The 12,174-nt window shown below is 59.1% G+C and carries 11 protein-coding genes; 4 read left to right on the top strand and 7 right to left on the bottom strand.

The annotated features are described in order from the left end of the window. Nucleotides 1-19: 19 nt before the first annotated feature. The 4 genes from VLM75_02010 to VLM75_02025 all read right to left on the bottom strand — a co-directional run bounded on the left by VLM75_02010 (nucleotide 20) and on the right by VLM75_02025 (nucleotide 3,520). Nucleotides 20-679: a superoxide dismutase gene (locus tag VLM75_02010; protein ID HSV95688.1), complete on the bottom strand. Its 660-nt coding sequence runs from the start codon at nucleotides 677-679 to the stop codon at nucleotides 20-22. A gap of 92 nt (nucleotides 680-771) precedes the next feature. Then, the gene (gene rlmB, locus VLM75_02015; protein ID HSV95689.1) at nucleotides 772-1,509 is read right to left on the bottom strand and encodes a 23S rRNA (guanosine(2251)-2'-O)-methyltransferase RlmB; all 738 of its coding nucleotides are present in this window, start codon (nucleotides 1,507-1,509) and stop codon (nucleotides 772-774) included. Then, a complete protein-coding gene (cysS, locus tag VLM75_02020; GenBank protein HSV95690.1) occupies nucleotides 1,491-2,885 on the bottom strand; it encodes a cysteine--tRNA ligase in 1,395 nt (464 codons plus the stop codon). Before cysS ends, rlmB begins: the two co-directional genes overlap by 19 nt. A gap of 98 nt (nucleotides 2,886-2,983) precedes the next feature. Continuing rightward, nucleotides 2,984-3,520, bottom strand: a complete 537-nt coding sequence (locus VLM75_02025) for a hypothetical protein (GenBank protein HSV95691.1) — start codon at nucleotides 3,518-3,520, stop codon at nucleotides 2,984-2,986. Between the two features lie 173 nt (nucleotides 3,521-3,693). Here VLM75_02025 and murB point away from each other — a divergent pair, with 173 nt between their 5' ends. Further along, on the top strand, nucleotides 3,694-4,617 hold the full coding sequence (gene murB / locus VLM75_02030) for a UDP-N-acetylmuramate dehydrogenase (GenBank protein ID HSV95692.1): 924 nt from the start codon (nucleotides 3,694-3,696) through the stop codon (nucleotides 4,615-4,617). A 75-nt stretch (nucleotides 4,618-4,692) separates the two neighbouring features. Beyond that, nucleotides 4,693-5,508: an exonuclease domain-containing protein gene (locus tag VLM75_02035; GenBank protein HSV95693.1), complete on the top strand. Its 816-nt coding sequence runs from the start codon at nucleotides 4,693-4,695 to the stop codon at nucleotides 5,506-5,508. 15 nt (nucleotides 5,509-5,523) lie between these two features. On the opposite strand, the gene VLM75_02040 is transcribed toward VLM75_02035, so the two are convergent. Next, nucleotides 5,524-5,829 carry a metalloregulator ArsR/SmtB family transcription factor gene (locus tag VLM75_02040; protein HSV95694.1) on the bottom strand — a complete coding sequence of 102 codons (306 nt, stop codon included), beginning with the start codon at nucleotides 5,827-5,829 and terminating at the stop codon, nucleotides 5,524-5,526. 399 nt (nucleotides 5,830-6,228) lie between these two features. Here VLM75_02040 and VLM75_02045 point away from each other — a divergent pair, with 399 nt between their 5' ends. Together VLM75_02045 and VLM75_02050 are read left to right on the top strand one after the other, a co-directional pair. Next, complete coding sequence (locus VLM75_02045) at nucleotides 6,229-7,944, top strand: pyridoxal-dependent decarboxylase (protein ID HSV95695.1); 1,716 nt, start codon at nucleotides 6,229-6,231, stop codon at nucleotides 7,942-7,944. Further along, the gene (locus tag VLM75_02050) at nucleotides 7,931-8,983 is read left to right on the top strand and encodes a hypothetical protein (GenBank protein ID HSV95696.1); all 1,053 of its coding nucleotides are present in this window, start codon (nucleotides 7,931-7,933) and stop codon (nucleotides 8,981-8,983) included. Before VLM75_02045 ends, VLM75_02050 begins: the two co-directional genes overlap by 14 nt. Before the next feature lie 87 nt (nucleotides 8,984-9,070). Here VLM75_02050 and VLM75_02055 read toward each other — a convergent pair whose 3' ends face one another. Both VLM75_02055 and VLM75_02060 read right to left on the bottom strand, forming a co-directional pair. After that, a complete protein-coding gene (locus tag VLM75_02055; protein HSV95697.1) occupies nucleotides 9,071-9,931 on the bottom strand; it encodes a hypothetical protein in 861 nt (286 codons plus the stop codon). A gap of 84 nt (nucleotides 9,932-10,015) precedes the next feature. After that, entirely contained in the window at nucleotides 10,016-12,079 is a 2,064-nt protein-coding gene (locus VLM75_02060) for a hypothetical protein (GenBank protein ID HSV95698.1), read from the bottom strand. Nucleotides 12,080-12,174: the final 95 nt, after the last annotated feature.

Consider the following 12,174-nt stretch of genomic DNA (forward strand, 5'->3'; position numbering starts at 1 on the left):
CCTTATCCCTGCAACTGACTCAGGAGACCTTTCTTACCGCCACGGGAATGCAACGGTCCATCCCTTCCAGGGCCAGCCGGTAGTTTTCCCCGGCCTGCGCCCAGTCCAGCACCTTCCAGAATGCTTCGATGTAGTCGGGACGACGGTTCTGGTATTTCAGGTAATACGCATGCTCCCACACATCCAGGCCCAGTATCGGCACCAGGCCTTCCATAATAGGACTATCCTGGTTAGGCGTCGAGTGGACCACCAGCCCGCCCAGCGCGTTCAGCGAGAGCCATGCCCAGCCCGAGCCGAAACGCTTTGTGGCCGCGGCGGCGAACTCGGTCCGAAAGGCGTCCAGCGAGCCGAAACGGGCTACTAACGCGGCGGCCAGGTCTCCCTGGGGAGCGGGTCTTGCGCCTCCCCTGAGGAGTTTCCAGAACAGGCTGTGGTTGAAATGCCCGCCGCCGTTGTTGCGCACCTCATCGCGGATGTCGTCGGGCAGGCTCGGCAGGTTCGCCAGCAGCGTTTCCACCGGCAGTCCCACCAGGGCGGAATGCTTCTCGACCGCGGCGTTGAGTTTCTGTACGTAGGCCGCGTGATGTTTCCCATGGTGTATTTCCATGGTTTTCGCGTCTATATGAGGCTCGAGCGCCGTGAAGTCGTAGGGCAGGGTGGGTAGTATATGAGTGTTCATGATTGTTCTCCAATTGTTAGTATTTAATAAATTATTAAAATATAATAGAAAAAGCGGGAAGCGGCAAGCGGTCGGATAAAAAAAGTGGTGATTTAACGGTTTTGTTTCAGAAGTTCGTACAGGATGATTCCCGCCGCCACCGATGCGTTGAGCGACGCGATGTTCCCCCGCAGCGGAATGTGCACCACATAATCGCACTTGTGCTCGGTGAGGCGCCGCATGCCCTCCCCCTCGCTTCCTATTACGAGCACGGCCGGACGTACTTCGGCTACGTCCTCTGGGGACGACTCGCCCTCGCCGGAGGTTCCGATGATCCAGAAGCCGCGCGCCTTCGCCCTTTCCAGAAACTGCGCGACGTTCGATACGGTGAGTACGGGAAGGTGCGCCGTTGCGCCCGCGGAAGCCTTCACCACGACGGGCGTAACCTCGGCGGAGTGCGCGCGAGAGAGCGCCACGCCCGATGCGCCGAGCGCCTCGGCGCTTCGGATTATGGAGCCAACATTGTGCGGGTCGGAAAGACGGTCCAGCGCCACGATGACGCCCGAAGCCGCGGCGACCTCGTCCAGAAAGTCTTCCTCGCGCGGAAGCCTGGTGCGAGCCGCAAGGCGCAGCATAACGCCCTGGTGGCGTGAGGAGGAATCGACCTTCGCCAGTACGTCCTTATCGCAATAGCTAATTTTGACTCCGCGCTGTTTCGCCTCGCGGACGATAACGTCGATGATCTTTCCGTGCGCGCTCTTCGAGATGAAGAGCTCTCCGCCATGGCGTTCCTCGAGCGCCCGCAGGTATTCCAGGACGGGGTTGCGGCCGATTATCTCTTTCGTTTCCACCGAGTGCCGTCCTTCGTGTCCTCGAGGGCAATGCCTTCGGACTCCAGCGTCGCGCGGATCTCGTCGGCTCTGGCGAAATTCTTTGCCTTCTTGGATTCGCGCCGTTCTTCGATGAGCCGCTCGATGCGCTCCTCGTCGACGTCGTCCCCGGGCGCAGCGAAGAAAATGACGCCGAGCACGGAGTCGACCCTCCGCAGCGCGCCGAGCACTTGGAGGGCGTCGGCCTTCGAGAGCGCACTGCGGTCGATGAGTGCGTTAGTCTCGTGTATAAATTCGAAGAGGCGTCCGAGCGCCCCCGAGATGTTGAGGTCGTCGTCCATGTCGGCGGTGAAGCGCTCGACGAATCCGTCGATCAGGCCGGCAGGCCCGTCGTTCGCACCGTCACCGGCGGTTATGCCGTCGAGGCGCAGCAGGAAGTTATCGATGCGCGCGAGCGCGCTTTCCGCCTGGGCGAGTCCCTCGAAGGTGAAATTGAGCTGCTTGCGGTAGTGCGCCGAAATAAGCAGGTAGCGGATGGCCCGCGGTGAATGGCCCTTTTCGAGCAGGTCGCGGAGCGTATAGAAATTGCCGAGCGACTTGGACATCTTTGAGCCTTCGACCAGCAGGTGCTCCACGTGTATCCAGCGGCGCACGAATTGCTCGCCGTAGGCGGCCTCGCTCTGGGCGATCTCGTTTTCATGGTGCGGAAAGATGAGGTCCACGCCGCCGGTGTGTATGTCGATGGTGCCGCCGAAGATGCGGCGCACCATGGCCGAGCACTCGATGTGCCAGCCCGGGCGGCCCCTGCCGAAGGGAGTGTCCCAGTACGGCTCGCCCTCTTTCGGCGCCTTCCACAGCGCGAAATCGCGCGCGTCGTCCTTGGCGTATTCGTCGGTGTCGTAGCGCAGGCCGCTCTTCACCTCGCGCGTGTCGAGGCGCGAGAGCCTTCCGTACGATTCGAACTTCGCTATGCTGAAGTAGAGCGAGCCGTCCTTCTCGTAGACGATGCCCTTTTCGCCCAGGCGGGAGATGATCTCGACCATGTCGTCGATCGATTCGGTCGCGCGCGGGTTGTGCTCAACCGGCTCGATGTTCAGCGTCGCCAGGTCCTCGAAGAAGGTTGAAGTGTACCGGGCGGTGTACTCGGAGAGGCTTAGCCCCTCGCGCGCCGCCCCGGCGATCGTTTTGTCGTCGACATCGGTGATGTTCATTGCGTGGTCGACGCGGTAGCCCCGGAACTTCAGGTAACGCCGCAACAGGTCGTTGAAGGCGAAGGTGCGGAAGTTGCCGATATGGGCATGGCCGTATACGGTGGGCCCGCAGGAATAGATGCTCGCGGGAGGGTAGTCGGAAATGGAGTCCTTCCTCCGGCCGCCCGGCACGAACTCCTCGGCCATTCCGGAAAGAGTGTTATAGAGTCGCAGCGCCACGGTATCCTCCAGATGCTATTGTCGCGAATGTGGTTGCATGAAGCGTCCGACATGGGCGGCGGGGGTCAGCGGCTGACGGGTTCTGCCTCCTCGCCGGAGTCGCCCAGCAGCATCTCCTTGACCGGGGTGTATTCGACCACCGCGACCGGTTCTTCTTCGCGGGGCACCCCGACGGCCGGCTGCGGCGTATGGACCTGGACGCTGAAATCGATCTTCTCGAAGTCTTCGGGCCGCAGCTTGTAATACGACAGGAGTACATGCAGTTTCTTGATGTACTCAATGAGTTCTTTGAGCTTGCGGTTCTTTCTGTCAATTACAGTTTTCGATTCGACGATAAGTTTTTTCAGTATTTGGTTGCGCTTTTTCAGCGTCGCCTGGAGCTCCTTTACGGTTTCGTAGTATTCCTTGTTGACGCGCCGGAAATCGATCCTGGCCAGCACGATCTCCCCGGAGTCCCTGTCCTTTTCGATGGACTCCAGGACCTCGTTGAGCTCCTTTACCGAAAACAGGTCTTCCGTGGAGGTCTGAATCCACTTTTTGCCTTCATCGTCGGTGAATTCGGTGAGATCGGGTATGGGTGTCTTCTTGGACTTGCGGATCAATCTTTCCTTCCGGGCCCGGCAGGGGCCTTTCTATCATTACGAGATTCTTTCTCCACGCCGTATACTCATTATCGACAGACATTACTATGGCAGTATAGCCATATTTGTAAATAAAAAAGTGCGGGCGCTTTTATCTTTGACAAAACCTCGCCATTTGACGATTGTGTCCCGGTATGAACGTCACCGTTCCACAGGACGTTGTCCGGCGCCTCCGGGGGCTGGGCGTGGTGAAGACCGACGAATCGCTCTCCAGGCATACCACCTTCAAGACCGGCGGCCCCGCCGACGTGCTGGTTGTTCCATCCGGCGTCGAATCACTGGGGGAGATCGTACGCATCTGCGCCGAATCCGGACTGCCGCGCACCGTAATCGGGGGCGGGTCCAATCTTCTGGTGGGAGACCGGGGTGTCCGCGGAGTCACGGTATGTATTTCGCCCGAAGCCCTGGACGCATCGGGGCCGGTCATCGAGGACGATGTGGTCTATGCTCCCGCTTCGGTCCGCAAGGAGGACTTTGTCTCCATCTGCGCGGACAAAGGCCTTTCGGGGATGGAATTCATGGCCGGAATACCCGGCTGTATCGGCGGCGGCATTGTAATGAACGCGGGGACGGTCGACGGCAATTTCGTGGACATCCTGTACCGGGTCGAATACGTTGATACGGCCGGGGAGGTGAGGCTGCAGGAAATTGTACCCTCCATGGCGCGCTACCGGCACCTGGACGTGCAGGAGGGCGCCATCATCACCGCTGGCTGGTTCAGGTTGCGCCATGCGGACGACGGAGAGGTCGTGCGTCACAGGATACGCGAGCTGCTCGATGAGCGCGCGAAAAAGCACCCGCTCGAGTATCCATCGGCAGGGTCTGTGTTCAAGAACCCGCAGGGGTATTCGTCGTGGAAGCTGGTGAACGACGCGGGGCTCAAGGCTCACCGCATCGGCGGGGCGATGGTGTCGGAGCTGCACACCAATTTCATCGTCAACGCCGGTGGCGCACGGTCCGCGGACATACGCGGACTTATTGAATTTATCCGGGAAACGGTGTATATTAAATTCGGCGTCATGCTCGAGCCGGAAGTACGGCTGGTCGGGGAGTTTTAGGACTTGCCGGCGGAAAACCGCGCCGCTCTCGGCCCGGAGAGAGCAGCGTGACGCCTTGAAAGGAATCCGTTCTTTATGGTCAACGAATACACGAGGCTCGGCGACGCGGTTTTTTGCGCGCTGGACTTCGAGACTACCGGCGTGAATCCCGCGCTGGACAGCATCGTGGAAATCGGGATGGTGCGATTTACGCTCGACGAGACGCTCGCCACATTTTCCACGCTGATCGATCCGGACCAGGAAATACCCGAGCGCGCCATCGAGATTCACGGCATAACAAACGAAATGGTGCATGGTGCTCCGCGCATCGGCGAGGTGTTGCCCGGGGTGACCGAGTTTATGGGCGACGCGATGCTCGTAATACAGAACCCGCACTTCGACCTTACCTTTCTCGAAGTGGCCTTCAAACGGAGCGCGATGAGCGTTCCCCGGCTCTACGCCTATGATACGGTGCGCCTCTCGCGGAAAACCTTCGCCAACATGCCCAATTACCGGCTCGAGACGCTCTGCGCCAACCTCGACATCGAAAGCGCAGTCCATCACCGCGCGCTCGCCGACGCCTGCGCGTGTATGGAGGTTTTTCGCAAGGTGGTTCGTTTCCACGACGCCCTCGCGGAGTGGACCTTCGGCGATCTCACGCGGCTTCACGGCGACGCGATGCAGCCGCAGCTGACGCGCAAGGAAAAACGACGGCTTAACCTCAACAACAATATCTACCTCGGCGACGTGGTCAAAATCCGCTACATGGACGAAAGCGGCCGCGTCACAACCCGGCGCATCCTGCCCAAGGAGGTCGTAATGAACGGGAATAAAACTTATATACACGCCTTCTGTTACATGCGAAAAGAGGACCGGTATTTCAACACCCGGCGGATACTGAAGGTGTACTGAGAAGCGCCCCGGGGGCTACCCGGTGCAGTAGAGCCGTTTGAGGGTGCCCAGAAGCTCGGCTATTTTAGGGTCTTTCACCGAGTAAAACATGAAATTGGCCTCTTTACGGCGATTGACCATGTGTATCTTCCTGAGGACCGTAAGGTGCTGGGAGATGTTCGAGATCGACGAGCCGAATTCCTTTTCGATCTCGCCCACCGTCTTCTCCCCGTCCATGAGAAAACACAGGATTTTAAGCCTGATGGGATGGGCGATCGATTTGAGTATCTCGCTGGTGTGGTTTACCTGTTCATCCGAGAAAAGCACGATGATATCTCCCATTCCTTCCGTCGTTTAAGTATTCCATTACACAATAAAAAAGTAAACTACCTGTCAATTGTTTTTTTGTCACGCATGGACCGTTTCAACTCACCCCGGCCCCTTTTTCTGAGAAGAGAGGGAAGTTCGGGCATTTGGCTCTTTTACTGGATTGCACTTCTCTTTTTTAAAATAGAGGGGTAGGGGCTGAGTTGTGAAGACTTCTAATGATTCGGCATTTCCTAATTAATTTTAAGAATAATAGAGGGGAATTTGATACACTTGTGTCCAGTATGCGTAAAGGCAGCTTAAATGATTAAAAGTACTTGCAAAATAGGATTAATATTCATGTGATGGGAAGGGGCCGTGCCGCAGGAGGGCCGGCGCCTTTTTCCCTAACTCTATGGCAGGCGTCCGGACACCATGAAGCTCTTCAATGTGGTTGAGGAAAAACGAACGACAGAGGTTCGGGCCGATCTCGAGCATCTGCGAAAGCTGTTTATAATGCCGGATAGCCCCGACAAGTTCCTCGAGTTCGGCCACGAACTCCTCGATCTCATCCATAACTTTTTCAAGTCCAAGGGCGGCATCCACAGCGAGATATCCCTTCCGGAACTGGCGAAGATATTTTCCGTGATGGAAATTCCGCGCCACCCGAGCTTGCTTAAAGACATTCTCGGCGAAATAAAAACCAAGGTGATCGCCCACTCGGTCAAGGTGGGCAATCCCTATTACATAGGCCACATGACCAGCGCCATTCCCTATTTCATGATCCTCCTCGAAATGATCATAGCGGCGCTCAACCAGAACCAGGTGAAGATAGAGACCGCCAAGGCCTCGACCTTTCTGGAGCGCGAACTCATCGCCTGGATCCACCGGCTCATCTTCGACCGCTCGCAGAACTTCTACCGCACGCACGTGCAGAACCACCGTATAGCGCTCGGCAACGTGACGCTCGACGGCACAATGGCGAACCTCACCGCGCTCATGGTCGCGCGCAACAAGGCGTTCCCCGCGAGCGGGCGCTTTCCCGGCATCCGCAAGGCGGGCATCTACGATGCCTACCGCTACTACAACTGCAGGCGGGCGGTTGTGCTTGTTTCGGCCCGCGGGCATTATTCCATCGAGAAGATCGCGCGCATACTCGGCATCGGAAACCACAATGTCATCAAGATACCCGTGGATACCGAAAACAGGATCGACATCGCGCGGTTGCGCCAGGTGTGCGCGCAGATCAGGGAGCAGAACGAGCGCTCCGGCGAGAAGACGAGGATCGTCGCGATCATTGGGATCGCCGGCACGACCGAAACGGGCAATATCGACGACCTTGTCGAGCTGCGCCGCATCGCGGACGAAAACGAAACCTTCTTCCACGTGGACGCGGCCTGGGGTGGGGCTCTGCTCATCGTCGACAAATACCGCCATCTCTTCAAGGGGATCGACCAGGCCGACTCCGTGACCTTCGACGCCCATAAGCTCATGTATTCCCCCCTCTCGATGGGAATGATACTTTTCAGGACCGAGACGGCGCTCAACTACATCAAGCACACCTCCAACTACATCATTCGACCGGACTCGGTCGACCAGGGGCGTTTCACTGTCGAGGGTTCGCGCCCGTTCTCCAGCCTGAAGCCCTGGGTCACCTTCAAGATATTCGGCAAGGAGGGCTTCCGCGTACTTTTCGATCACGCCTTCGCCATAACCGGGACGCTCAGGGACATCGTTACGCGGCATTCCGATTTCGAGCCGATGAATGTCCCGGATATCTTCATTTTCAACTACCGTTATGTCCCCCGCAGGGTCCAGGCCCGGCTGAACGCCCTGATGATTGAGATCGACGAGGAGGCCGATCCCTACCGGCTTATAAAGCTGTTGAAAAGACTCCGTCGCATCAACGACACGCTGAACGAGCTCAATATCGAGCTTCACCGCGCGATACGCAAGGAGGACAACAGCTTCGTTTCGCGGACCATGGTCGAGTCCACTCGCTATCACCCGCAGAAAATCGTGGTGCTGCGGGCCGTCACCATTAACCCGCTCACCACGCCCGAGGTATTAAAAGAGATCATCGACGAACAGAGCGGTCTGGGTGCCAGGATATTCAAATCGGAGTTCATGGACACCCTTGAGAAGCTCTAAGCGCGGACGTTCGATCACATCATTCGTCCTCCCGCTTGTCCTTGCCGTATTGGCATGGCACGGTGCTGTGCGCGCGTCGACGAGCGGATTCGTGCCCGTGGCGCCCGCGCCGCAGGTACTGCTGCTCGACGGCCGGCTGCACATCGCGGACCCGGAAGGCCTGCGGGCATTACCTGTTAAATCGGGCGTCGGGCGGTTTCTCGTGGAGGACGGCGCGGTGTACTATGTGCGCGCCGAACCCGGCGAGGCCTTTGCCGGGCGGTGGATGCAGGGCGATGACGGCGCGTCCGAGCTCTCCCTGGGGCGGTTCGATTCGACGCCGCGGCGTCTTTGCGGGTCGGGGAAGACGCTCTATGCCCTGTACGGCGACGGCGAAAATGAGGAAGGCACGCTCTATTCGGCCGATTTCAACGGGGGAAAGGTGCTGGAGCGAAAGGGGGTGGTCGATTTCACCCTGTATGGCGACCGACCGGTGATCCTGGAGCGTATCGGCGGGGAGCTGCGCTGTGTGGTCGACGATGTACGGATCGCGATTATGCTGCCGGGGAGGGCGCGTTTTCTCGACGGCCCCGATCGGCGCATGATCTTCGTATCGGACGGGAGCCGCACCGAGGTGATCGACGCGGCAACCGCCAGGACCGTGTACCGCTATGCCGACGGTGTCAGGTATCGTTCGCCGGGCGCCCACAATCTCGAGGTCGAGGCTATCGACGATACGCCCGGTTCGCCGTCGGGAGGGATGCTTTTCTATAAGGTCTTCATCAACGGCGTTGAAGCGGGCCGGACGGATACCGGCCCCGCACAGACCCGTCGCGTCTTCAGGCACGCCGTCGCGGCGGGGGAATACCTCGTGATCGCCTTCGAGCGATGGGAGCTCAACCTGAGACGCGAACGCTACGAGCGGGCCAACAACATCATGCAGCCCGAGCCGATGCGTCTCCATGTCCCCGAGGGAGTCGTACTCAAAATCCTCCTTTATTGTGACGGGCGTTCGTATCGGGTGGTGACCGGCCTGGCCGTGGAGCCCGCCACTGAGTGAACGGGCGGCGCATCCACGACGCGTATCAATAAAAAAGGCGGTGATTCGAATCATCGCCTTTTTTGCTTAACGATAACGCAGGTGTTGCTATTTAAAGTCGTTCAATCGCTCGGTCTTCTTCTCGTTGATTTCCACTATTTCCTGGATGTGCTTGTACTCCGGCGAATCGATGCCGTACTGGATCTCGGTCGCCTTGAGCATGTTGCGGTTTTTAAGCTGCTTGTACCTCAGTACTTCTTCCTCGGAACCCAGGCGGAACTTTCCCACCATGTTCTCCATGAAACCATAGCAGCTGCTGAGATAGCGGTACGCCCAGACGTCCTTGCTGTTGGCGTCGGAGAGGGCGATGTACCTCTCGAGGATCGGGATGCAGGGCTTAAGGTTCTGCACGTCGTACTGGCACGATACGTAGACCTGGTAAAGCCGCGACTGGAAGTTGACGAATTTCGGGTCCTTGCGCACCTCGGTGAAACGCACCTCGTCGAGCTTGTTAATGGCCCGGGTGAAGAAGGTGACGGCCTTCATCTTGGCGTCGTAGCGGAGCTTCGCGATCTGCCGGGCCTCCTGGTTTTTGCGGTCGATCTCCTGCCAGTACCATCGTTCGTTGAGGTTTTTCCTGTCTTTATTGGCGACGGCGATCTTGGCCACCTCATTCTCCATGTCCTCGAGAATGTCGAGGCCCGTCGAATACTCGTCTATCGCCACCTTTAACAGGTTTTCCGCGTATTCGCGGCTGAGTTTCTGGAGGTCGCGCATCGCCTGAATATACGGCTTGAAGTCCTTCACTCGCCATCCGCCGATGTCTTCGATCGGCTGTGCGCTTTCTTTTTTATCTTCGGCGGGGGCCTCCTTGGGCGCCTCCTGGGCGTACAGGGGCATAAGCACGGCCATAAAGGCGAAGAGTGCCGTGCCGGCGATCAGCCCTATGGATATGATTGCTCGTCTCATAAAGAACCTCTTTATCTCGTTGAATGTTATATGCGTGCGAATGTTCGTGTATACAGAATATATCGACCCCGGGGGGGAGAAAATTCATTTTTTTTCAACCGCGCCCGAAGCGGGGCCGTGAAGGAGACTGACCGCCCACCGGCCGGCCTGCGCGCCGGTTCCATCCTTCAGTATTATGAGAATGCCGTTTTCACCGTATCCTCCCAGGAAAAGCCCGTATCCCGTCAACCGGTTGGTGCCGGAAAGAATGGTCGCGGTCTTGCCCCACGAACGGTCGGGGTCCGATCGCCCGGTTCCGAGCACGCCGGCGGCGGTCCCTGTATCCATGGTGTCGAACAGCGCCCGTGAGATGATTGCCCGCCGCCCGGGCGCGATCTGAATTTCGAATGACGCGTTTTCCCCCGGCGAAACGAGCCGCGCGAGCGCGACCAGGCCGCGAACCGACAGGCCGAACCGGTAATCGAGCCCGGCGAGCAGGTGAGCGGATTCCCGTGGGCCGTGAACGGGAGGCATTTCGATTCGAATTCCCGCTGTGGAGAGCGATTCACAAAAGCGGCGAAAAGAGCTTACATTGATCGAACCATTCAGGGAGGCGAAATAAAGGTTGCACGAATGCGAGAGCGCCTCACTCATGCCGACGTCGCCATGGCCCACGGGTGTCCAGCACCGTTCGGGCAGCGGCGTTCCGGCGCGACCCGTGCAGTGATACCGGTGCGCGTCGAAGAGGTCCGGCCGCTCGGCCGCGCAGTACAGCGCCACGACCAGCTTGAAGATGGAGCCGGGCGGAAGAACGCGGTTTTCGATACCCCGGTGGCTGGAGCGGGTGATCTCGCCGCTCTGGAGATCGAAGAGGGCGTGTGAAAGCCCGGGTGGGGGCGCCTCGACCTGGTGTTTATACAGCATGAAGCGGACCGCCGGATAATAGTGAGCAAGTATCTCATGGCGGGAGTATCCCCGTTGTGCGAGTCCGAGCGCGCCCTTCTGGCAGAGTCCGGCGCCGTGCCCGTTCCCGGTGCCGTTGAAGATGAATACCGTTTCGCCGCGCTCCAGTATCGTCTCAATCCGGTACTCGTTGCTTTTCAAAAAACTCCATCCCCTGCGACGGTTGATACGCAACCTGAAGTCTTCGGCGGGGTAGCCGTGGTGCATGTCGCCGGCGCGCAGGGTTACAGTGAGCGTCTTTGTGTCGATCGAGAGGGAAACCGGTGACAAATAAGGAGCGTCGCTCCCCGTGAGAATGGAGGCGAGGTCCTTCGCCGGAAGGCGGGCCTGCCATGCAGAGCGGGCGCCCCCGCACAGTTTCGTTCCCGTTTCCGACAGGCGGTCCCGCTCCCCATGGCAGGTTTTTCCGGCGGGGCCGAAAACGCGCGCTCCGAGCGTGCGCCCGCCGCACTCCGCGTGGAAATGCGCACCGCACGCGAGCGAACGCGGGTCGATGCGCCACGGAGTTTCCGGCGCGGGGGGGGCGCCGGCGAGGCCGCGGTAAACGACGCAGTGGGCGAGGTCGCACGCGTCGTAGTCTTTATGGGCGCGGGAGCGGCCGCCGGGTTCATGCCGGGCCTCGATGAGGAGGGTCAGGGCCTCGAACGCCTCTTCCGTGCCCGGCGGCATGGGGCCGTATTCAACGCGGGCACAATCGCGCGCGTATCGGGGAAGCCGCTCGGTGATGATGAATTCCATGCCCCCTTTGTGGTTCCTGATCTCGAGGGGGAGAGGGTAGCGCCGCCGCTCGTTCCCGGTCCTCAGCTCGAACGTGTGGTCCGGGCCGGGCGTATCCATCATCCCCCCGAACGTGCCGCTCAGATCGCCCGCGTCGGTTACGAGCGTCCATCCGCCGACGGCGGGACGCGCTTCGGCGCGCCGTATGGACACGCTCCCGGCACCGGATGCATCGTCGAACCGCGTGTCTTCGGGAAATAAGAAAATCGGCATGGCGGCGGCGTCGCCCTCCTGGCAGAGACGCATCGGCTTTGAAAGTATGCGAATACGAACGGTCTGTTCGTCGGTGATATCGGGGCCGTAGGTCGCCGGTGAAACGGCTCCGGGGCGCCAGGCGATCAGGAAAAAAACGCAGAGCGGCAATAATTTAATTTTTTTTATTGACACCCGGAGGTCCTGTATGTATATTATGAGCGAGCACTCACTCATTAAGCCCGCTCCACACCAGCCGGAAGAGCGGGCGGGAGATGGGATGCGGGAGGTTCGCCATGTTGACCAGAATCGCTTTCGGTATGTTTTCGGTG

The sequence above is a fragment of the Spirochaetota bacterium genome, from assembly GCA_035477215.1.
Taxonomy (GTDB): Bacteria; Spirochaetota; UBA4802; order UBA4802; family UBA5368; genus MVZN01.